18 protein-coding genes are annotated in these 22,303 nt (G+C 59.9%); 5 read left to right on the forward strand and 13 right to left on the reverse strand.

Features of this window, described 5'->3' with window-relative positions:
• Positions 1 to 94: 94 nt before the first annotated feature.
• The 10 genes from trpE to IB250_RS15640 form a co-directional block, all read right to left on the reverse strand.
• Positions 95 to 1,576, reverse strand: a complete 1,482-nt coding sequence (trpE, locus tag IB250_RS15595) for an anthranilate synthase component I (RefSeq protein ID WP_192344776.1) — start codon at positions 1,574 to 1,576, stop codon at positions 95 to 97.
• A gap of 70 nt (positions 1,577 to 1,646) precedes the next feature.
• Positions 1,647 to 2,465: a phosphoglycolate phosphatase gene (locus IB250_RS15600; protein WP_192344777.1), complete on the reverse strand. Its 819-nt coding sequence runs from the start codon at positions 2,463 to 2,465 to the stop codon at positions 1,647 to 1,649.
• Positions 2,462 to 3,136: a ribulose-phosphate 3-epimerase gene (rpe, locus tag IB250_RS15605; protein ID WP_052967174.1), complete on the reverse strand. Its 675-nt coding sequence runs from the start codon at positions 3,134 to 3,136 to the stop codon at positions 2,462 to 2,464. The genes IB250_RS15600 and rpe overlap by 4 nt, the downstream gene beginning before the upstream one ends.
• Positions 3,137 to 3,223: 87 nt before the next feature.
• The gene (locus IB250_RS15610) at positions 3,224 to 4,372 is read right to left on the reverse strand and encodes an iron-containing alcohol dehydrogenase (protein WP_192344778.1); all 1,149 of its coding nucleotides are present in this window, start codon (positions 4,370 to 4,372) and stop codon (positions 3,224 to 3,226) included.
• Between the two features lie 221 nt (positions 4,373 to 4,593).
• The gene (locus IB250_RS15615) at positions 4,594 to 5,418 is read right to left on the reverse strand and encodes an ABC transporter permease (RefSeq protein ID WP_192344779.1); all 825 of its coding nucleotides are present in this window, start codon (positions 5,416 to 5,418) and stop codon (positions 4,594 to 4,596) included.
• 12 nt (positions 5,419 to 5,430) lie between these two features.
• A complete protein-coding gene (locus tag IB250_RS15620; RefSeq protein ID WP_192344780.1) occupies positions 5,431 to 6,678 on the reverse strand; it encodes an ABC transporter permease in 1,248 nt (415 codons plus the stop codon).
• Positions 6,679 to 6,876: 198 nt separating this feature from the next.
• Positions 6,877 to 7,920 (reverse strand): ABC transporter substrate-binding protein, encoded by a 1,044-nt coding sequence (locus IB250_RS15625; protein ID WP_192344781.1) that lies wholly within the window; start codon positions 7,918 to 7,920, stop codon positions 6,877 to 6,879.
• A gap of 48 nt (positions 7,921 to 7,968) precedes the next feature.
• The gene (locus IB250_RS15630) at positions 7,969 to 9,093 is read right to left on the reverse strand and encodes an ABC transporter ATP-binding protein (protein ID WP_123497410.1); all 1,125 of its coding nucleotides are present in this window, start codon (positions 9,091 to 9,093) and stop codon (positions 7,969 to 7,971) included.
• A 336-nt stretch (positions 9,094 to 9,429) separates the two neighbouring features.
• A complete protein-coding gene (locus IB250_RS15635; RefSeq protein WP_003210977.1) occupies positions 9,430 to 10,059 on the reverse strand; it encodes a response regulator transcription factor in 630 nt (209 codons plus the stop codon).
• A 78-nt stretch (positions 10,060 to 10,137) separates the two neighbouring features.
• Positions 10,138 to 12,531, reverse strand: a complete 2,394-nt coding sequence (locus IB250_RS15640) for a PAS domain S-box protein (protein ID WP_192344782.1) — start codon at positions 12,529 to 12,531, stop codon at positions 10,138 to 10,140.
• A gap of 73 nt (positions 12,532 to 12,604) precedes the next feature.
• On the opposite strand from IB250_RS15640, the gene IB250_RS15645 reads away from it, so the two are divergent.
• Positions 12,605 to 13,597, forward strand: coding sequence for an alpha/beta hydrolase family protein (locus IB250_RS15645; RefSeq protein ID WP_192344783.1), 993 nt, complete (start codon positions 12,605 to 12,607; stop codon positions 13,595 to 13,597).
• A gap of 139 nt (positions 13,598 to 13,736) precedes the next feature.
• Here IB250_RS15645 and IB250_RS15650 read toward each other — a convergent pair whose 3' ends face one another.
• From IB250_RS15650 to IB250_RS15660, 3 genes are read right to left on the reverse strand one after another with little or no spacing between them, the layout of a single operon-like run.
• Entirely contained in the window at positions 13,737 to 14,504 is a 768-nt protein-coding gene (locus tag IB250_RS15650; protein ID WP_192344784.1) for a TerB family tellurite resistance protein, read from the reverse strand.
• A 1-nt stretch (position 14,505) separates the two neighbouring features.
• Positions 14,506 to 15,177: an N-acetylmuramate alpha-1-phosphate uridylyltransferase MurU gene (murU, locus tag IB250_RS15655; protein WP_192344785.1), complete on the reverse strand. Its 672-nt coding sequence runs from the start codon at positions 15,175 to 15,177 to the stop codon at positions 14,506 to 14,508.
• Complete coding sequence (locus IB250_RS15660; RefSeq protein WP_192344786.1) at positions 15,174 to 16,193, reverse strand: aminoglycoside phosphotransferase family protein; 1,020 nt, start codon at positions 16,191 to 16,193, stop codon at positions 15,174 to 15,176. The genes murU and IB250_RS15660 overlap by 4 nt, the downstream gene beginning before the upstream one ends.
• Before the next feature lie 130 nt (positions 16,194 to 16,323).
• Between IB250_RS15660 and IB250_RS15665 the strand changes: the two genes are divergently transcribed.
• Genes IB250_RS15665 through rsmA form a run of 4 tightly spaced genes read left to right on the forward strand, consistent with a single transcriptional unit; the run spans position 16,324 to position 22,223 of the window.
• Positions 16,324 to 19,125, forward strand: coding sequence for an LPS-assembly protein LptD (locus IB250_RS15665; protein ID WP_192344787.1), 2,802 nt, complete (start codon positions 16,324 to 16,326; stop codon positions 19,123 to 19,125).
• Entirely contained in the window at positions 19,106 to 20,422 is a 1,317-nt protein-coding gene (gene surA, locus IB250_RS15670; RefSeq protein ID WP_192344788.1) for a peptidylprolyl isomerase SurA, read from the forward strand. Before IB250_RS15665 ends, surA begins: the two co-directional genes overlap by 20 nt.
• Positions 20,419 to 21,408: a 4-hydroxythreonine-4-phosphate dehydrogenase PdxA gene (pdxA, locus tag IB250_RS15675; protein ID WP_192344789.1), complete on the forward strand. Its 990-nt coding sequence runs from the start codon at positions 20,419 to 20,421 to the stop codon at positions 21,406 to 21,408. The genes surA and pdxA overlap by 4 nt, the downstream gene beginning before the upstream one ends.
• A complete protein-coding gene (gene rsmA, locus IB250_RS15680; protein WP_192344790.1) occupies positions 21,405 to 22,223 on the forward strand; it encodes a 16S rRNA (adenine(1518)-N(6)/adenine(1519)-N(6))-dimethyltransferase RsmA in 819 nt (272 codons plus the stop codon). Before pdxA ends, rsmA begins: the two co-directional genes overlap by 4 nt.
• The last annotated feature ends 80 nt before the right edge of the window (positions 22,224 to 22,303 follow it).

A 22,303-nucleotide genomic window follows, 5' to 3' on the forward strand; every position in this document is an offset into this window, starting at 1 on the left:
AGCCTGCTCGCGATAGCGATGAGTCAGGCAACATCAATGTCAGCAGTGCTGGCCCCATCGCGAGCAGGCTCGCTCCCACAGGTATTGCATGAACTCAGGTGTCTGGCGTCTGCTCGGCCAGGGCTACTGCACGGAACATGGCGCGGCGCTTGTTCAGGGTTTCTTCCCATTCCAGTGCCGGCACAGAGTCGGCGACGATGCCGCCACCGGCCTGCACGTGCAGTTCGCCGTTCTTGATCACTGCGGTGCGGATCGCAATCGCGGTGTCCATGTTGCCGTTCCAGGCGAAGTAACCGACCGCGCCGCCGTAGACGCCACGCTTGACCGGTTCCAGCTCGTCAATGATTTCCATCGCGCGAATCTTCGGCGCGCCAGACAAGGTGCCGGCCGGCAGGATCGCCCGCAGTGCGTCCATCGCCGTCAGCCCGGCCTTCAATTGACCGGTGACGTTGGACACGATGTGCATCACGTTGGAATAACGCTCGATCACCATCTTCTCGGTGAGTTTCACCGAACCGATTTCCGAAACCCGACCAGTGTCGTTGCGGCCCAGATCGATCAGCATCAGGTGCTCGGCGATTTCCTTGTCGTCCGACAGCAGGTCTTTTTCCAGCGCCACGTCAGCCTCTTCGTTGGCACCTCGCGGACGAGTGCCGGCAATCGGGCGCACGGTGATCAGGTTGTCTTCGACCCGCACCAATACTTCCGGCGAACTGCCGACGACGTGGAAGTCGCCGAAGTTGAAGAAGTACATGTAAGGCGTCGGGTTGAAGCAGCGCAGCGCCCGATACAGATCGATAGGCGCAGCCTTGAAGTCGATCGACATACGCTGGGACGGCACGACCTGCATGCAGTCACCGGCCAGGATGTATTCCTTGATGGTGTCGACGGCTTTTTCGTAATCGTCCTGGGTGAAACTCGAGCGGAACACCGGATCAGCAGACTGTTGCTTGCTGAAATCCAGGCCACGGCGCGGGGTAATCGGCTGACGGAGTTGTTCCAGCAGTGCTTGCAGACGCGCCTGACCTTGTTCGAAGGCGTCTTCCTGCGATGGATCGGCCAGGACAATCGCGTGCATTTTGCCGGCGAGGTTGTCGAACACCACTACCGCGTCGGACACCATCAGCAAAATGTCCGGTACGCCCAGTGGATCCGGGTTCGGGCATTTGCCCAGACGCTTCTCCACATAACGCACGCAGTCATAACCGAAGTAGCCCACCAGACCGCCATTGAAGCGCGGCAGACCGGCGATGGTCGGCACGTTGTAACGCGCCTGGAAGGCTTCGACAAAGGCCAGCGGGTCTTCAACGTCGTGGCTTTCGATCTCGACGCCGTCGTGGGTCACGCTGACGTGGTGATCGTGAACCCGCAGCACGGTGCGGCACGGCAGGCCAATGATCGAATAACGGCCCCATTTCTCGCCGCCCTGCACCGACTCCAGCAGGTAGGAATTGGGCTCGTCGGCCAGTTTCAGGTAGATCGACAATGGCGTGTCGAAGTCGGCCAGGGTTTCGCAGGCAAGCGGGATGCGGTTGTAGCCGGCAGCGGCCAAACGCAGGAATTCTTCGCGGATCATGAGGTGCCTCGTGGCTTGAGGGTCTAACGGTCAGGTTTGCAAACGCGCCGGTACGCCGGCCAGGAACAAGTCAGGCGCGCCAACGCCAGCGGGCCAGGGCCTTGATGACTTTCATCCAGAGTTTGCGAGTGACCACCACGATGGCGTTTCCAGGAGGGGATTGAACAGCGTTGGGCAACGTTATCTCAGCGGCCGGATCCAGGCAACCGGGAATTAGTTTGCGCAGATCATCGATCACCAGCGCCGGCGATTCTTCGGCGATTGGCCGACCGTGGTTATAGCCGTAACTGAGGGCCACGCATTTGACCCCCGCCGCTTTCGCCGCCAGCACGTCGCTGCGCGAGTCGCCGACGAACAACGATTGGGACGCTGGAATGTTGGCCATTTTCATCACGAAAAACAGCGCGGCCGGGTCGGGTTTCTTATTCGGTAGAGTGTCGCCACCGATGATCCATTTGAAGTAACGGCCGATCTTCATCTGATCCAGCAGCGGCGCGACGAAGCGTTCCGGCTTGTTGGTGATCAGCGCCATTTCGACGCCTTGTTTGTTCAGCCACTTGAGGGTGTCACGCACGCCGGGGTAAACCACCGTCAGTTCGTGACCATCCTCATAAAAGCCGTTGAACAATTCCAGGGCATGCTCGGCCTCGACCTCATCGACACCCTCGGCGTCGATGTGGTTGGCCAAGGCCCGGCGCACCAGCATGTGCACGCCGTTGCCGACCCACTCCCGTACCGGTTCGATACCGGCAGGTTGACGCCCGAGTTTGAGCAGCATGTTATCCACGGCCGCCGCGAGGTCGGGGACCGAATCGACCAGCGTGCCATCCAGATCGAACATCACCAGCCGCGGCAGACGCCCGGGGAACAGCTGCTCAAAACCACTCATGGGCGAGCCAGCGCCAGTTCGGAGCGCATTTTTTCAATCACTTCCTGATAGTTCGGCGCATTGAAGATCGCCGAGCCGGCCACGAAGGTGTCGGCGCCCGCCGCAGCGATTTCGCGAATGTTGTTCACGTTCACCCCACCGTCGATTTCCAGGCGGATGTCACGACCGGAGGCATCGATCAGCGCCCGCGCTTCACGCAGCTTGTCGAGGGTGCCGGGAATGAACTTCTGCCCGCCGAAGCCCGGGTTGACGCTCATCAGCAACACCATGTCGACCTTGTCCATCACGTACTTGAGCACGTCCAGCGGGGTCGCCGGGTTGAACACCAGGCCGGCCTTGCAGCCGCCCTCGCGGATCAGTTGCAGGGAACGGTCGACGTGCTGCGTGGCTTCCGGGTGGAAAGTAATGTAGGTCGCACCGGCTTCGATGAAGTCACCGACGATGCGGTCCACCGGGCTGACCATCAAGTGCGCATCGATTGGCGCGGTCACGCCGTACTTGCGCAGCGCGGCACACACCATCGGGCCGATGGTCAGGTTGGGCACGTAGTGGTTGTCCATGACATCGAAGTGCACGAAGTCGGCGCCGGCGGCCAGGACGTTATCCACTTCCTCGCCCAGGCGGGCGAAGTCGGCGGAGAGAATCGACGGAGCAATGACGAAGGGCTGCATGACGCACCTTTTTTGAGCAGAATCACGATTGGCGCGCATTGTATACCTCATGCTTTGACGCGCGCACCGTGCTGCGATGATTGGGTACTAATAGGCCGCTCGGTAGATCTTCTCAATATCGACGGTACTCAACTTGCGCGGATTGTTACGCATCAGGCGCTCAATCCCGGCGGCTTCCACGGCCATGGCCGGGATCGCATCCTCGGGCACCCCGAAACTGCGCAGGCCCAGCGGGATTTCTACCGCTGCACACAGCTCGGTCATCGCCTCCACGGCTTTGTCCGCCGCTTCGTTGGCGCTCAGATGAGCGGTCTTCACCCCCATGGCCTCGGCAATATCCTGCATGCGCTCCACGCAAGCCATCTTGTTCCAGGTCATGACATACGGCAGCAGCAAGGCATTGCTGACGCCATGGGCAATGTTGAAACGCCCGCCCAGTGGATACGCCAACGCATGCACCGCGCCGACCCCGGCATTGCCGAACGCCATGCCGGCCATCAGGCTGGCGGTGGCCATGTCTTCGCGGGCTTGCAGATGGGATGGATTGGCGTAGGCCTTGGGCAGTGCTTTGGTAATCAGTTTGATCGCGCCAATGGCCAGGGCATCGGTGATTGGCGAGGCATTGAGTGACAGGTAGGACTCGATGGCGTGCACCAGCGCATCGACGCCACTGGCAGCGGTGACACTGCGCGGGCAGGTCAGGGTCATTTGCGGGCTGATCAGTGCCACGTCCGGCAACAGGTAATCGCTGACAATACCTTTCTTCAGTTGCGCGATCTTATCGGAGAGGATGGCCACGTTGGTCACTTCCGAACCGGTGCCGGCAGTGGTCGGGATGGCAATCAGCGGCGGGCCTTTGCGCGGCACCTGATCAACGCCGAACAAGTCCTCCAGGGCGCCGTGGTAACCGGCATAGGCTGCAACACTCTTGGCGATGTCGATGGCACTGCCGCCACCGAGACCAATCAATCCGTCATGCCCGCCTTCACGGTAAACCCGCATGCAATCTTCGACGATGGCGATTTCCGGATCCGGCAGCACCCGGTCGAAAATCTCGTAACTGCGCTCGCCCAGCTGCGCCAGCGCCAGCTCTACCGTGCCGGACTTGACCAGTGCGGCGTCGGTGACGATCAGCGGGTTATCGATGTCCAGACGTGTGAGCTCAGCCGCCAGTTGCTCGATGGCACCTGCGCCAGTGATCAGTTTGTGAGCGATTTTGAAAGAGGAAAGACTCATGTGCGCAGCCTCTTATAGATAGGGGAGCTGGGCACAATAGTAGCTGGGGATTGGGGGTTGTCTGCTATTCAGGTCATGAATAACCATGCCCGCAACCTACCGATCATTCCCACGCTTCGCGTGGGAATGCCTCAACGGACGCTCCGCGTTCGGCTCTCGATGGGACGCGGAGCGTCCCGGGCTGCATTCCCACGCGGAGCGTGGGAACGATCATCTGGCCGTCAGACCTGCGCGGTGCGAAGTTTTTCGCTGCGCCCACGCAGCCATTCCAGTGTCAGCAACAGGACCACCGAGAACGCAATCAGCAGCGTCGCGGCAGCGGCAATCGTCGGGCTGAGGTTTTCACGGATGCCGCTGAACATCTGCCGAGGCAAGGTCGCTTGTTCGGGACCAGCAAGGAACAGCGTCACCACCACTTCATCGAATGAGGTGGCGAAGGCAAACAGCGCACCGGAAATCACGCCCGGCGCAATCAACGGCAAGGTCACCCGCCGGAATGCGGTCAACGGCGAAGCCCCCAGGCTTGCAGCGGCCCGCACCAGGTTCTGGTTAAACCCCTGCAACGTCGCCGATACCGTGATGATCACAAACGGCACACCCAAGACGGCGTGCACGACGATCAGCGAGATATAGCTGTTACCAAATCCCAGTGGGGCAAAGGTCAGGTAACTGGCCACACCAATGATCACAACCGGCACCACCATCGGCGAAATCACCAGCGCCATCACCAGCGGTTTGCCCGGGAAATCGCCCCGGGTCAGGCCGATCGCTGCCAGCGTACCGAAGATCATCGCCAGCACGGTCGCCGCCGGAGCCACGATCATGCTGTTCTTCAACGAACGCATCCATTCCGCCGAAGCAAAGAAGTCCTGGTACCAGTGCAGTGAGAAGCCTTGCAGCGGATAGACCAGAAAGCTCCCGGAGTTGAACGACAGCGGAATGATCACCAGCACCGGCAGGATCAGGAACAACAGAATCAAGCCGCAGAGAATCCGCAAGCTGTAGAACCACACCCGTTCGATGGGCGACATGTAAGGACTCAGCATTTCATTCTCCCCTTAGCTCAGGCGCAGGCGACTGGCGCCCACCAGCCGGCTGTAAATCAGATAAAGCACCACGGTCGCCAGCAGCAACAGCCCACCGAGCGCGGTCGCCATGCCCCAGTTGATGCTGGTGTTGGTGTAGAAGGCGACGAAATAACTCACCATCTGATCGTTCGGGCTGCCCAGCAACGCCGGGGTGATGTAGTAGCCGATGGCGAGGATGAACACCAACAGGCAACCGGCGCCGACACCGGCATAGGTTTGCGGGAAATACACCCGCCAGAAACTGGCGAACGGGTGGCAACCGAGGGAAATCGCCGCGCGCATGTAAGTCGGCGAGATGCCTTTCATTACGCTGTAGATCGGCAGAATCATGAATGGCAGCAGGATGTGCACCATCGAGATATAAACCCCGGTGCGGTTGAACACCAGCTCCAGCGGCTTATCGATAATGCCCATGGCCATCAGCCCGCTGTTGATCAAACCGCCCGACTGTAGCAACACGATCCACGCAGCGACCCGCACCAGAATCGAGGTCCAGAACGGCAACAGCACCAGAATCATCAACAGGTTGCTTTGCCGCGATGGCAGGTTCGCCAGCAGGTAGGCCAGTGGATAGGCCAGCACCAGGCAGATCACGGTGATGATCAGGCCCATCCAGAAGGTCCGGGCAAAGATATCGAGGTAGATCGCCTGATCGGGGGTGGCCGGGGCCAGCTCACCGAGGTCGTCGATACGATGATCGACAGCGGCCAACAGGTAATAAGGCGTCACATTACTGGTATTACGGCGCACGACCTGCCAATAGGCCGGATCGCCCCAACGCTCGTCCAGCGCTTCGAGCGCTTCCTTATAGGAAGTCGGCTCGGTGGCGAACGGCAAGGCGCGTGCGGTTTTGGTCAGCAGGCTGCGGTAGCCGGCCAACTCCATGTTCAAGCGCTTGGACAAGTCACCCAAGGTCTGATTCTTGCGGGCTTCGGCGAGGTCTTCGCTGGCGGCCCTATACACAGGCTCTGCCGGCAGGCCTCGGCCATCCCAGCTGGCGATGGCTGCCACGGTGCGCGGCATGGCGCCAACCACTTCGGGGTTACCGACGCTTTTGTAGAGCAGCGCCACGATCGGCACCAGGAACACCAGCAACAGAAACAGCACCAACGGCGCGATCAAGGCTTGAGCTTTCCAGCGGTTGATCCGCTCGGCGTGCTTGAGCCGCTGCTTCAAGGTGGGGTCAGTGCCCGCGTTCACGGGAACGGCGATAGCCATGGCGTACTCCGGAAATCTTTGATCGTTACAGAGGCGAAAAACGCCGCCTCGAACTTTTGGTACTGATCGTTCCCACGCTCTGCGTGGGAACGCATCCAGTGACGCTCTGTGTCACAGGGACGCGGAGCGTCCCGGGCGGCATTCCCACGCAGAGCGTGGGAACGATCATCCGGTGAACCGTCGTCCCGTATAGCGTGGTTACTTCGCAGCCCAGGAATTGAAGCGCTGTTCCAGTTGCTCGCCGTTGTCAGCCCAGAAGCTGACGTCGATCTGCACCTGGTTGGCGATGTTTTCCGGGGTGGTCGGCATGTCTTTCAGGACATCCTTGGCCAACAACGGCACGGCTTTGGTGTTGGCCGGGCCGTAAGCGATGTTTTCCGAGTAAGTCTTCTGTTGCTGCGGTTGCACGGTGAAGGCGATGAATTTCTTCGCCGCTTCAGCACGGGTCTTGTCCAGACCTTTTGGAATCGCCCACGCGTCGAAGTCGTAGATACCGCCGTTCCACACCACTTTCAGGTTGCTTTCTTTCTGTACCGCCGCGATCCGGCCGTTGTAGGCCGAGCTCATGACCACGTCACCGGAGGCGAGGTATTGCGGCGGTTGTGCGCCGGCTTCCCACCACTGGATGCTTGGTTTGAGCTCATCGAGTTTCTTGAACGCACGGTCCTGACCATCCTTGCCGGCCAGTACTTTGTAGACGTCTTTCGGCGCAACGCCGTCAGCCATCAGTGCGAATTCCAGGGTGTACTTGGCGCCTTTACGCAAGCCGCGCTTGCCCGGGAATTTCTTGGTGTCCCAGAAATCGACCCAACTGGTCGGTGCGGATGCCAGCTTGTCAGCGTTGTAGGCCAACACGGTCGACCACACGAAGAAGCCCACGCCGCACGGCTGGATAGCGCCCTTGACGTAGTCTTCGGACTTGCCAAACAGCGCAGGGTCGAGTTGCTCGAACATGTCTTCATCGCAACCACGGGACAGTTCCGGCGATTCAACTTCCACCAGGTCCCAGGACACGCTCTTGGTGTCGACCATGGCTTTGACCTTGGCCATCTCGCCGTTGTACTCGCCCGCCACGATCTTGCCGTTGCCCGCCGCTTCCCACGGTGCGTAGAAGGCTTTGACCTGCGCCGCCTTGTTCGCCCCGCCAAAGGACACCACGGTCAGGTCCGGGCCCGCCGCCATCGCGTGTGCCGCACCCATCATGCCCACGACCAGGGCGGTGAATTTCAGGGATCTCAACATTTATTGTTCTCTCCACGTGCAGGGTTGGTGTTGGTGTAGCCGGGGCGATCAATGCGCCTCTAAAAGTGGGTCGAGCGCGCGAACGTGTTCGACCTGCCAGCCAAGCGGTACCACGTCGCCGACAGCGAGCGCGGGATCGAGCTCGGCAATCGGTTGTTTCACGAAGAAGTCGGTCTTGCCGCAGACTTCCAGACGAACCCGGACGTGGTCGCCCAGATAGATGAATTCCGCCACCCGCCCCGAGAAGCGGTTGACGCAAGATTCGCTCGAACCATTGAGACTCACGCGTTCCGGGCGAATCGACAGGGTGACGGGGTCGCCGGTCTTGCCGACATTGACCGCCAGGGCTTCAACCTTTTCACCGCGACCGAGTTCGACGACGCAACGGTCACCGGTGTGGCTGTGCAAGCGACCATTGAGACGGTTGTTCTCGCCGATGAAGTTGGCGACGAAGGTGTTTTTCGGTTCTTCATAGAGGGAGCGCGGTGGTGCGATCTGCTGGATCTCGCCCTGGTGGAACACCGCCACACGGTCAGACATGGTGAGGGCTTCGCCCTGATCGTGGGTCACGTAGACCACGGTCACACCGAGACGCTGGTGCAGGTGTTTGATTTCCATCTGCATGTGTTCGCGCAGTTGTTTGTCCAGTGCGCCGAGAGGTTCGTCCATCAGCACCAGTTGCGGTTCGAACACCAACGCACGGGCCAAGGCCACACGCTGTTGCTGGCCGCCGGACAGTTGCGCCGGATAACGCTGGGCGAAGGTGTCGAGCTGAACCATGCTCAAAACACGTTTGACCCGGTCACTGACATCATTCTTGTTCAAACCGCGCACGGTCAGCGGGAACGCCAGGTTCTCGGCGACCGTCATGTGCGGGAACAACGCGTAGTTCTGGAACACCATGCCGATGTCGCGTTTATGCGGCGGCACGTTGTTGATGGAACGCCCGGCCAGCTGAATTTCCCCGGCGGTCGGCGTTTCGAAACCGGCGAGCATCATCAGACTGGTGGTCTTGCCGGAGCCGGACGGCCCGAGCAAGGTGAGGAATTCGCCTTTGCGAATATCCAGGTTGAGGTCTTTGACGATCAGGTTCTCGCCGTCGTAGCTCTTTTGCACTCCACGAAAGCTGACCAGAATATCGCTGGCCCCTGCGCTTGAATCAACCTGGCTCATACCCACACCTTTGTTATTGATGACTGCTGTGGACTAAGCCTAGTGGACGCTGGGAGGGGCGCAAATCGGGGCGCAGGAGAGAATCGCCTCAGCCGGATGGAAGATTGGGGGTAGGGATTGCCCTACAAGGATGGCGGGGATGGATATGTCGATTCGGGATCGCGACAGGCGGTGATCTGCAAGCCGCAAGATCAGGCAAAAGCGGCTTTGTGTGCATGTCGCAAATGGACATGCCTCAACGATCCCGTAGGAGCGAGGCTTGCCCGCGAAGGCGTCCTCAAGTGCGCTAAAAGCTTCGCGGGCAAGCCTCGCTCCTACGGGGGATCGCGTTCAAAATCAGAGGAGCTTGTGTTCCATCGCGTACTTCACCAGTTCGGCCAGGGAGGTGATGTTGAGTTTCTGCATCAGTCGCGCTTTGTGGGTGCTGATGGTTTTGCTACTGAGGGCCAGTTGTTGGGCGATGTCGTTGACGTTGGCGCCTTGGGCCAAACGTTCGAATACCGAGAATTCACGCTCCGACAGCAATGAGTGCAATGGCCGCGAATCCGTCAGACCGACTTCGAAGACCATCCGGTCGGCCAGGTCCGGGTCGATGTATCGCCCACCCGCCGCGACTTTACGGATTGCCGTCAGCAGCAATGCCGGATCGCTGTCCTTGGTCGCATAACCTGCAGCGCCGACCTTCAACGCCCGGGCGGCCATTTGTGCTTCGTCGTGCATCGACAACACCAGGATCGCCGGGGGATTGTTCAAGGCGCGAATCCGCGGGATCGCTTCCAGGCCGTTGACCCCGGGCATGGAGATATCCAGCAATACCACTTCGCAGGGAACATGGCGCAAGGTCTCGAGCAACTGCTCGCCATTGCTCGCCTCCCCTACCACCAGCAAGTCCTTGGCCAGGCCGATCAATTGCTTGATGCCTTCGCGAACGATGGTGTGGTCTTCGGCTACCAGTACACGGATCACTTGCCTCTCCTCAAAAATTGCCTTGTCGCCGAAAAGATCGCCGCGTTCGGCGTAGGAGCTGCCGAAGGCTGCGATCTTTTAGCGGTCCAACGGCACTCGCACGCTCAGGGTCGTACCCTCCCCCGGCTCACTCTCAAGCGACAACTGCCCGCCCATGATCAACACTCGCTCACGCATGCCGACCACTCCAAAGGATGTCGGCCTGCCAGTGGCGGCGACAAATCCTACGCCATCATCGCTGACAGTCAGGCAGAGTTCATCGCCCTCAAGGGCCAGCGTCAGTTCAACAGTATGCGCCTGGGCGTGGCGCATGACATTGGTCAGCGCTTCCTGAAGGATCCGGAACAGCCCGATGGCCTTGGCATCGCTGAGCACCGGCAGGTTATCCGGCACTTGTACCAGGCACGGGATCTGCGTGCGTGCCTCGAACCGCCGGGCCTGCCATTCAATCGCCGAGGCAATCCCGGCATCGAGAATCGGCGGCCGTAGCGCCGTGGCCACATCGCGCACCAGTTGAAACAGCTGAGCAATCAGCCGCTTCATGCTGTTCAAGCGCTCGTGCAGACCCGGATCGAGCTGGGCGTAGGCCAATTCGCACATGGACGTTTCCAGCTTCAACACGGTCAGCATCTGACCCAATTCGTCGTGAACTTCCCGGGCGATGCGGGCCTTTTCCTCTTCCCGAACGCTCTCCAGGTGGGCGGACAACTCACGTAATTGCTCGCGGGAGCTGGCCAGTTCCAGTTCGATGCGCTTGCTCTCAGTGATGTCCCAGACGATCCCGTCCCAGACATAGGCGCCGTCATCGAGGCGGCGAGTGATGGCCTTGATCTCGGCCCAGCGCTGCTCGCCCTGACGGGTCAGAATCCGGCCCTGCCACGACCAGTCACTGTCGGTGTCCAGCGCGTGATCCTGAGTCTGGTGATAACTGGCCCTGTCGTCCGGATGCACCAGACTGCGCAAGCCTTTGTCGCGATGGGCCAGCGTCGCGGGCGAGTAGCCCACCAGGCTCTCGCTGCCTTCACTGATGTAGGCAAAGTCGATCTGCCCGGTCACCGGCGCGCGCTCCAGACGAAAGACCAGGCCGGGGACGTTGGCGGCGATCCCTTGCAGGCGCGCTTCGCTTTCCTGCAACGCGGCCAGGGCGCGACGACGCTCGGTGACGTCATTGAGGTAAACCACCAGGTATTCGCCATCGCGAAAACGCAAGAAGCTCAACGAAACATCCGCCGGCAGGATACTGCCGTCCGCTCGCACGCAATGGGTCTCGAAACTTTGCGGCGCTTCGTCACTGGTCCGGGCGCGTTTCCACAGGCTCAGCCAGCGGTCCATGTGCAAGCCGGGCTCGAAGTCGATCAATGGCCGATCAATGATCCCGCCCACCGGGTAGCCGAGCATGGTTTCAGCCGCCCGGTTGGCATAGCGCACATGGCTGTCCCAGTTGACCCAGAGGATGCCGACGGTGCTCTGTTCGATGGAAAACTGCGTGAGGCGCAAGGCCTCTTCGCTGGCCTCGCGCAGGGCAATGTCTTCGCGTGCCGCCAGCAATCGCTGCTCCAGACTGTGTTGCTGGCGACGTTGCCAGAACACAATGGCCATGCTGCTCAGCAGCAACACCACCAAGAGCAGGCAGAGGTTTTGCCAGAAACCCGGCGACTCGGTCAGCCGCGGATACTTGGGTTGCACCCATTGATTGTGCAATTGCTCCAGATCCTTGGCCGGGATCGCCCGCAGCGCGCTTTCGACGATGCCGGCCAACTCCGGCCAGTCCCGGCGCGTGGCCACTCGCAGCAGTTGCGGGAAACCGATATCGCCCACCACGACCAACCCGGAGAACTCGGGCTCGGCAGACAGACGCCCGAACTGCGCTTCATCGACCACGGCGTAGCCGGCCTGCTGACTCAACAACAGCTGCAGCGCCTGGCGCTCCAGAGGCACGCCCTGCAAGTTCAGATGGGGATAATTGCTGCGCAGATAATCGGCGGTGACGCTGGGCATGCGCACGGCAACGCGGGTCTGGCTGTCGAGTTTTTCCAGTTCTACCGCCCCGGTGCTTTTCTGGTCGCTGACCACCAGTTGCGACACCCGCATGTAAGGGTCGGAAAATTGCCAGAGCCGCAAACCCACGGGGGTTTGCGTCAGGCCTGGCGCGATATCGATGTCGCCTTCACGGGCGGCGGCTTCCAGTTGCGCAAGATCGGGATAATTACGCCAGCTCAGTTCGATCTTGAGCGCCTTGGCCAGCCACTTCATCAACTCGATATTAACCCCGGACAGGCGCTGCAAGCGGCGATCGTATTGGGCATAAGGCGTTTGCAACACCACTCCGACCCGCAACTCGCCATGCTGCGCCAGCCATTGCTGTTGCGCTGGCAACAGCTGCACGATGTGCGCCGGTGGCGCGGGCGCCGCCCAGCCCATCAAGGGAAACCATAAACAGCCGATAACCCACAGGCAGCGAAAATGCTTCATCGAAGTCTCACACACTGACAAATACTGACCAACCCATTAGGCTGCCGGAATAACTTCTGGCCTGGAATATCCGATGCCCCCTGTCTACCGCCTGGCACTGCCAGCATTGTGCCTGTCGTTGATCCTGCCTTGCGCGTTTTCCGTCGAAGCGGCTGACCCGGCACCTGCCGCCGCGGAACAACCCGCAGAAGAAAAACCGGTTGAACGCCAGCCGCTGCTTGAGCGTAGTCAGGAAGAAGCGGCAGCACTTGAGCGAAAAATCCCTGCACAGGAACAGCAACAACTGCAAGCCGGCACCGACAGTTTTCTCGCCTTGTGGAAACCGGCCAATACCGCCGAACCCAAAGGCGCGGTGATTATCATCCCGGGCGCCGGCGAAACCGTTGACTGGCCGCAAGCGATCAGCCCATTGCGCCGTAAATTGCCGGACGCCGAGTGGAGCAGCCTGAGTATCACCTTGCCGGACCTGCAAAGCGAAGCCATTGCGCCACGTATCGTCGAAGTGGCGCCAGCGCCCAAAACGCCTGATGCCGGCAGCAAAGACGCGACGACTGCGGCGCCCATCGAACAGGCGGCCGGCGGCGAAGCGGAGGTGACCGACAAGGCCATCGTCGAAACCACCGAAGAACACGCCAAAGCTGACGCCGAGCGAATCTTCGCGCGCATCGATGCCGCCATCGCCTACGCCGAACAGCAAAGCGCTCGCAGTATTGTCGTGCTGGGGCATGGTACCGGCGCTTACTGGGCCGCGCGTTATCTGAGCGAGAAGCAGCCATCGCAAGTCGAGAAGTTCGTGATGATTGCCGCCCAGACGCCTGTTACAGCAAAACCGGGACTGGCTGAGCTCACACCCACCTTGAAGCTGCCTGCCGCAGACATCTTCTATATGGATAAGCCGGTGGATCGTAACGCGGCGCTGGAACGTTTGCAGGCCAGCAAGCGCTTGAAAACTTCGGGGTTCAGTCAGGTGTCGCTCAAGGCATTGCCGGGGAATGCCAAGGCCGAGCAAGAGCAGTTGGTGCGGCGGGTGCGTGGGTGGTTGAATCCGCAGCCTGTGGCGGACTGATAGACCGAGTCGCCCCATTCGCGGGCAAGCCTCGCTCCCAGAGGATTTGAGTCGTACGCAATTTTTGCTATCGACATAAAACCTGTGGGAGCGGGCTTGCCCGCGATGGCGGCATCACTGGTGACGCAAACCTTACTTGCTACCGAAAATCCCGCCGCTCACGAATCAACGTATAAGCGGTATGCAGCTCACGGGTCTTGTCCGTTGCCTCACGAACCTGCAACGCCGTTGCACCGCTGCCGGCAATCTTGTCCGGGTGGTGACGACTGAGCAGGCGTCGATAGGCGCGCTTGATTTGCGCCGGCTCACTGGTCGCCGACACTCCCAATAGCCGCAAGGCGTCCTGATAAGTTACAGCGCTGTTGATCGATGGGCGTTTCTGCGGCTCATAGTCAATCGCCAAGGCCAGTACCTGCTGCCGCGTCCACCCCAGCCATTTGCCCCACTGGGCTATCAGTTCACGCTCATTGCTACCGGCGCGACCATCCGCCCAGACCATCCGCCAACAGGCACGCAACACCCCTTCCGCCGCGTGGGGTTGAGCACTCAGGCGTCGCAGATAACCGCGCAACCGGTCGTGTCCCGACTTACCGCGATTGAATGCTGCAATCGCCCGACGTTGCGCCGACTCGGTCATTTCCAGCGAACGCATTTCCTGCCGCGCCTGCTGAATGTGGCCATCCACTACCCGCCCATCGCTCTTGGCCAATCGGCCTAGCAACACGAACAGCAGCTCATCGTTGCGCAGCACCGAGCGACCACCGAACTTCTCCCATAAATGCGCCCAGCTTTGCAGGTGCAAGCGCCGGTCCAGCGCCTGTCCCAATAAAGCGCCGAGCATGGCCCCCGGAATGCTGGCTATAGCAAAGCCCGCTCCGGCTCCAATCAGAGTCCCTGGCCACAACATGTCAGCGTCTCGCTTCTATCAGAGTGTCTACTTCAGCCAGGCGCTCGTGGGTGCCGACATCCACCCAATGCCCATTCAGGCGTTCACCGGTCACTTGCCCGTCAGCCATGGCTTTGCGCAGCAGCGGCGCAAGTTTGAAGGCGCCGGCCGAGCACCCGTCAAACAGATGCGGGTGCAGCACAGCGATGCCGCTGTAGGTCAAGGTTGATGTATCCGACCGACCGTCCTGCACATGGCCATCGACCAAAGCGAAATCCCCACTCGGGTGATGCGCCGGGTTGTCCACCAATACCAAATGAGCGAGCCCGGCGATGGGCTGATGCAACACGCTGAAGTCGTAGTCGGTCCAGATGTCACCGTTGACCACCACAAAGGCCTCGTCTCCCAACAACGGCAACGCACGGAAAATACCGCCACCGGTTTCCAGCGGCTCACCTTCCGCCGAATACTGGATGCTCACGCCGTACCGCGAACCATCGCCCAGATAATCTTCGATCTGCTGACCGAGCCAGGCATGGTTGATCACGATCTCGCTAAACCCTGCAGTCGCCAAGGCGCGCAGGTGATATTCGATCAGGGGCACTCCGCCGGCGCGAACCAGCGGTTTTGGCGTGGTCAGGGTCAGCGGACGCATGCGCTCGCCTTTACCCGCGGCCAGAATCATTGCCTTCATGCAGTCGCTCCAGCACGCAGACTGGCCAGCAATTCACCCAGCGCCGCCAGTTCAGGGCGACGGGCGATGACGGCGTCTATATAAGCAAAGAAGCGCGGAACGTCGCCGAGGTAGCGCGGCTTGCCGTCGCGATGGCAGATACGGGCGAAGATGCCGATGACTTTCAGGTGCCGTTGCACGCCCATCAGGTCGCTGGCGCGCAAAAAGTCTTCAAAGTCTGGCTGAACCGGGATGTCGAGCGCGCCGGCCTGCTGCCAGTAGTCTTCCAGCCAGCCACGCACGCGCTCTTCAGGCCAACTGAGAAAAGCGTCCTTGAACAGGCAGGTCACGTCATAGGTCACCGGCCCGTAGACCGCGTCCTGGAAATCCAGCACGCCGGGATTCGGTTCGCTGAGCATCAGATTGCGCGGCATGTAGTCGCGATGCACCAGGACTTTGGGCTGAGCCAGAGCGCTGTCGATCAGCAGGTCGCTGACCTGCTGCCAAAGTGTTTGTTGCGCCGAGTCGAACTCGATGCCCAGTTCGCGCTTCACGTACCACTCGGGGAACAGTTCCAGCTCGCGACGCAGCAGCGCCACGTCATAACTCGGCAGCGGCGCCACCATTGGCAACTGTTGGAAAGCCAACAGCGCTTGCAGGGCATCCTTGAACAAATCATCGGCGTTTTCGCTGTCGATCACGTCCAGATAAGTCTTGTTGCCCAGGTCATTGAGCAAAAGAAAACCGCGCTCGAGGTCTTCGGCATAAATTTTCGGCACGTTTATTCCGGATTTCGCCAGCAGAAAAGCGATATCCACGAAGGGTTTGCAGTTTTCCTGGGGCGGCGGCGCGTCCATCACGACGAAACTTCTGCCTGCGCCTCCCCAGCGGAAATAGCGCCGAAAACTCGCGTCGCTACTGGCCGCAGTCAACGTGGCCGGGGGCACGGTGCCCCAACCTTGTTCTGCAAAGAGGATAGCCAACTGTTCATCGAGCCAAACTTTCAGGTGTTGCAAACGTACATCTTGGTCAGGCATTGCAAGGGTCTCCGACGGCGCTAGCCGTCAAGCGGGTCATGCTTTATTATCCAGCATCTTTTTCAGACCATCGAGAGGCGTGCGGCCCACACCGCGGGCAGATGGCACGCAGGAAGCCCGGACTAATAAGATGGCATTGAAATCCCCCGCGTTTCGTAAAAAATTTCCGTTGTTGGTTACCGGCAGTCTGCTGGCCCTGCAACCTCTAGCCACTTCGTTCGTGGTCGCTGCGGAACAGTATGACTGCTCAGTCTCTGCTTCGGGTGCCTGGGACTGTGCGCCAAAGGCACCGGCCGCTGCATTGCCGCCACGCCCCGTCCATGATGGCAGCGCAGTTTCCGCCACTGGCGAAGCCGCGGCAGACACCGGCTCCAGCGCAGATACTGGCGCCAAACCCGTGCTGGTTACGGAGTCCAAGGGTCGCGGCTTGAAGTCGCGTAGTGAAGACTACAGCCACCTCGACTGGGTTCCGCGCGAGAAGCTCACCGCAGCGCAATTGGCCGAAACCGGTCCTTACTGCTCTGGTTCCTATATCGAACCGATTCGTCCTGGCATGAATGACAAGACGAGTAAAAGTGACGCTCCGACCTTTCTCGGTGCCAAAGCCTCTCGCTATAAGCAGGATGAGCAGGTCGCTACTCTGGCCGGTGACGTCGTTATGCGTCAGGGCAGCATGCAGGTAGAAGCCGACGAAGCGAACCTGTACCAGGCCGAGAGCCGTGGCGAACTGAGCGGCAACGTGCGTGTTCGCGACAACGGCGCACTGATCGTGGGCGACCACGCCGACGTGCAGCTCGACACGGGTGAAGCCAAAGTCGACAACGCTGAATACGTGATGCACAAATCGCGTATCCGCGGTAACGCGCTATATGCCAAACGGGCCGAGAACGCGATCATCCGCCTCAAGGATGGTACGTACACCACGTGTGAACCGGACAGCAACGCCTGGCAGCTCAAGGGCAACAACATCACGTTGAACCCGGCGACCGGTTTCGGTACTGCGACCAACGTGACGCTGCGGGTCAAGGACATTCCGGTTCTGTACACGCCGTACATCTACTTCCCGATCGACGACCGTCGTCAGTCCGGCTTCCTGCCACCGACCATTGGCACCGGCAGCGATACCGGCTTCCTGCTGGTCACCCCGTACTACTTCAACCTGGCACCGAACTACGATGCCACGTTGTACCCGCGCTATATGAGCAAGCGCGGTCTGTTGATGGAAGGCGAGTTCCGCTACCTGACCAAGTCCAGCGAAGGTCAGTTCGGCGCCGCGTACCTCAACGACGAGAACGACGATCGCAAGCTGCAGACTGACTACGAAAAAACCCGCTACATGTACAACTGGCAGCACAAGGGTGGCCTGGACTCGCGCGTATTGACTCAGGTCGATTACACCAAGATCAGCGATCCGTATTACTTCCAGGATTTGCAGACTGATCAGATTGGTGTGAAAAGTGCCGATTTCGTGAATCAGCAAGGTTCTGTCACCTATCGTGGCGACAGCTACACCGCTCGTTTGAATGCCCAGGCTTATCAGCTGGCGACCGTTTCGAACATCACGCCTTATGATCGTTTGCCGCAGATCACCTTCAATGGGCAGCTGCCGTATCATCCGGAAGGTTTGAACTTCGATTACGAGACCGAGATCGTTCGCTTTGATCGCGACCTGAAGAGTGGAACATTCGTCCAGGAGGACGGGATTACCACCGAGCCACGTCTGGATAACAACATCTTTGGTCTGGCACGCGCCAACGGCGACCGTTTGAATCTCAAACCAGGTGTCAGTCTGCCGCTGAACTGGACGTATGGCTTCCTCAAGCCATCGCTCAAGTACCAGTACACGCAGTATCAACTGGATCTGGACGGCAGGGGCAAAAGCGACATTGCTTCGCAAAGCGCGGAGCAGGACAGGGTCAACGGCACGTTCAGTAGCAACCAGAACCGTGGAGTACCGATCGCCAGCATCGACAGCGGCCTGTACTTTGACCGCAACACTTCCTGGTTCGGAAAAAACTACCGTCAGACCCTGGAACCGCGCCTGTTCTATCTCTATGTACCTGAGACAGACCAGGAAGACATTCCGGTATTCGACACTAGCGAATACACCTTCAACTACGCCTCGCTGTTCCGCGACAACCGCTTCTCCGGCTCCGACCGTGTCGGCGACGAGAACAAGCTGTCGCTGGGCGTGACCAACCGCTGGATTGAAGATAACGGCTTCGAACGTCAACGCATCAGCGTCGGCCAGGCCTTGTACTTCAAGGACCGCGAAGTACAGTTGCCAGGTATCGATGCGAAAACCCGCGACGATGCAAAATCCAGTGTTTCGCCTTATGCGCTGGAATACGAATACCGCTGGAACCGCGATTGGCGCACCACCGCCGATTACAACTGGGACCCGGACAGCCGCAGCCCTCGCTCGGGTAGCGCGATGTTCCACTACCAGCCTGAAGACAACCCGAACAAGGTCATCAACGCCGGTTATCGCTATCGCAATGACCAGGTCCGTTATGACCAGAACACCGGTAAATGGTCGGTAGGCGGCGGTGACTACGGTACTCCGGGCACTCCTGGCTATGTGAAGGACTACTACAAGATCAAGCAGCACGACTTCTCGGTGATCTGGCCGATCGTGCCGCAGTGGAACGCCATCAGCCGCTGGCAGTATGACTACAACCGCAACCGTACTCTGGAAGCCTTCGGTGGTTTCGAATACGACAACTGCTGCTGGAAATTGCGCCTGATCAACCGTTACTGGGTCAGCTATGACGAGTTCAGTCAGAACGCCCCGGAAAACGAAAAAGGCGACCACGGCGTCTTCCTCCAAATTGTTCTGAAGGGACTCGGCGGCCTCACTGGCGCCAAGGTAGAGAGCTTCCTCGACAAAGGCATCCAAGGTTATCGTGAACGTGAAGACCAAGCTTTCTGATTGTCTGCGCCCGCTGATGCTGGGCGCGCTGTTCCTGGGTACCGCGGCCAACGCCGCGGTACAGTCCATCGATAAAGTGGTGGCTATCGTCGACAATGACGTGGTCATGCAGAGCCAACTGGATCAGCGTGTTCACGAAGTTCAGCAAACCATCGCCAAACGCGGTGCTGCCGTACCGCCTGCCGGCGTGCTGGATCAGCAGGTGCTCGAGCGTCTGATCGTCGAAAACCTGCAACTGCAGATCGGCGAGCGTTCCGGCATTCGCATTACCGATGAAGAACTGAACCAGGCTGTCGGCACCATTGCCCAGCGCAACAACATGTCGATTGAACAATTCCGCTCCGCTTTGTCTCGCGACGGCCTGTCTTATGACGACGCTCGTGACCAGATCCGCCGCGAAATGATCATCAGCCGTGTGCGTCAGCGCCGTGTAGCTGAACGCATCCAGGTGTCCGAGCAGGAGGTGAAGAACTTCCTGGCGTCCGACCTGGGCAAGATGCAGCTGTCCGAAGAGTTCCGTCTGGCCAACATCCTGATTCCTACGCCGGAAAGCGCCAACTCCGACGCGATTCAGAATGCAGCCAAACAAGCCGACGCGGTTTACCAGCAACTCAAGCAAGGCGCTGACTTCGGTCAGTTGGCAATCGCCAAATCCGCCAGCGAAACCGCACTGGAAGGCGGCGACATGGGCTGGCGTAAAGCTGCTCAACTGCCACCTCCGTTCGATCGCCTGCTGAGCACCATGGCTGTTGGCGACATTACCCAGCCTATGCGTACCCCGGGCGGCTTCATCATTTTGAAGATCCTCGACAAGCGTGGCGGCGAAGCCCAGGTGCGTGACGAAGTGCATGTGCGTCACATCCTGGTCAAACCAAGCCCGATCCGCGACGAAGCAAAAACCAAGGCTCTGGCTGATTCGCTCTATTCCCGTATCGAAGCGGGCGAAGATTTCGGCGAGCTGGCGAAAAGCTTCTCGGAAGACCCGGGTTCCGCCCTCAACGGTGGCGATCTGAACTGGATCGACCCGAATGCACTGGTGCCGGAATTCCGCGAAGTGATGGCCAAGACCCCACAAGGTCAGCTGTCCAAGCCGTTCCAGACTCAATATGGCTGGCACGTTCTGGAAGTCCTTGGTCGCCGTGCTACCGACAGCACCACCCAGGCCCGTGAACAACAAGCGATGACCGTACTGCGTAACCGCAAATACGACGAAGAGCTGCAAACCTGGCTGCGTCAGATCCGTGACGAAGCGTATGTAGAAATCAAGCTCCCTGGTGCAGACCAGGCAACGCAGTGAAACCCAAGCGTTTCGCGTTGACCCCCGGCGAACCGGCCGGCATAGGTCCCGACCTGTGCCTGCTGCTCGCCTCGCAAGCCCAGCCACACCCTCTGATTGCCATTACCAGCCGCGACCTGCTCATCGAGCGGGCCGCGCAGTTGGGCGTGGTTGTTGATCTGCTGTCGGTAACGCCGGACAGCTGGCCGGATGCTCCCGCACCTGCCAACAGCCTGTATGTGTGGGATACGCCGCTTAACGCCAAGGTCATCGCCGGGCAACTGGACAAAGCCAATGCGGCTTTCGTCCTGGAAACCCTGACGCGTGCTGGCCAGGGCTGCCTGGACGGGCATTTCGCCGGCATGATCACCGCCCCAGTGCACAAAGGCGTGATCAATGAATCCGGAATCGCCTTTTCCGGGCACACGGAATTTCTCGCTGACCTGACTCATACCGCGCAAGTGGTGATGATGCTCGCCACCCGCGGCTTGCGCGTAGCGCTGGTTACTACTCACCTGCCCCTTCGCGAGATTGCTGATGCAATCACGCCGGAGCGTCTGGAGCGGGTCACGCGGATCCTGTACGCCGACCTGCAAGAAAAATTCGGCATCGCCCAGCCACGCATCCTGGTTTGCGGGCTCAACCCGCACGCCGGTGAAGGCGGTCACCTGGGCCATGAAGAGATCGACATCATCGAACCTACATTAGAGCGCCTGCGCGGCGAGGGCATGGACCTTCGCGGTCCCCTGCCCGCCGACACTCTGTTTACCCCCAAATATCTGGAGCACTGCGACGCGGTGCTGGCGATGTACCACGACCAGGGCCTGCCCGTGCTGAAATACAAAGGCTTCGGCGCGGCAGTCAACGTGACCCTTGGCTTGCCGATCATCCGCACTTCGGTCGACCATGGCACCGCCCTGGATCTGGCCGGCAGCGGCAAAATTGATACCGGCAGCCTGCAAGTCGCCCTGGAAACCGCCTATCAGATGGCCGAGACCCGTTTATGACCGAGCATTACCAACACCGGGCGCGCAAGCGCTTCGGCCAGAACTTCCTGCACGATGCCGGCGTTATCGATCGCATCCTGCGTTCCATTCACGCCAAACCCGAAGACCGTCTGCTGGAAATCGGCCCGGGCCAGGGCGCATTGACCGAAGGCCTGCTCAACAGCGGCGCCCAACTGGACGTGGTGGAGCTGGACAAGGACCTGATCCCGATCCTCAACCAGCAGTTCGCCAGCAAGAGCAATTTCCACCTGCATCAGGGTGACGCGCTGAAGTTCGACTTCAACAGCCTGAACGCCGCGCCGAACAGCCTGCGGGTGGTCGGCAACCTGCCGTACAACATCTCTACGCCGCTGATTTTTCATCTGCTGCACAACGCAAGCCTGATTCGTGACATGCACTTCATGCTGCAAAAAGAAGTGGTCGAGCGTCTGGCGGCGGGGCCTGGTGGCGGTGACTGGGGTCGCCTGTCGATCATGGTTCAGTACCATTGCCGGGTAGAACATCTGTTCAACGTCGGCCCGGGCGCATTCAATCCGCCGCCGAAAGTCGACTCAGCCATCGTGCGCCTGGTGCCTCACGCTGTACTGCCGCATCCAGCCAAAGATCACAAACTGCTGGAGCGCGTCGTGCGCGAAGCCTTCAACCAGCGCCGTAAAACCCTGCGCAACACGCTGAAATTGTTGCTGAGCAACGCTGAAATCGAAGCCTCCGGCGTCGATGGCAGCCTACGCCCCGAGCAGCTCGATCTGGCGGCCTTCGTTCGTCTGGCCGACAAGCTCAGCGAACAAGTCCTACACAAGCCTGCCACCGACTGAAAGGCGATGAGCGCTATCGGGTAGGACGCCACTCTGGTTTACTACCCGATACTTGGCCTAGACTGAGTTCTATCAGCTAT

The sequence above is a fragment of the Pseudomonas sp. PDM09 genome (genome assembly GCF_014852305.1).
Taxonomy (GTDB): Bacteria; Pseudomonadota; Gammaproteobacteria; order Pseudomonadales; family Pseudomonadaceae; genus Aquipseudomonas.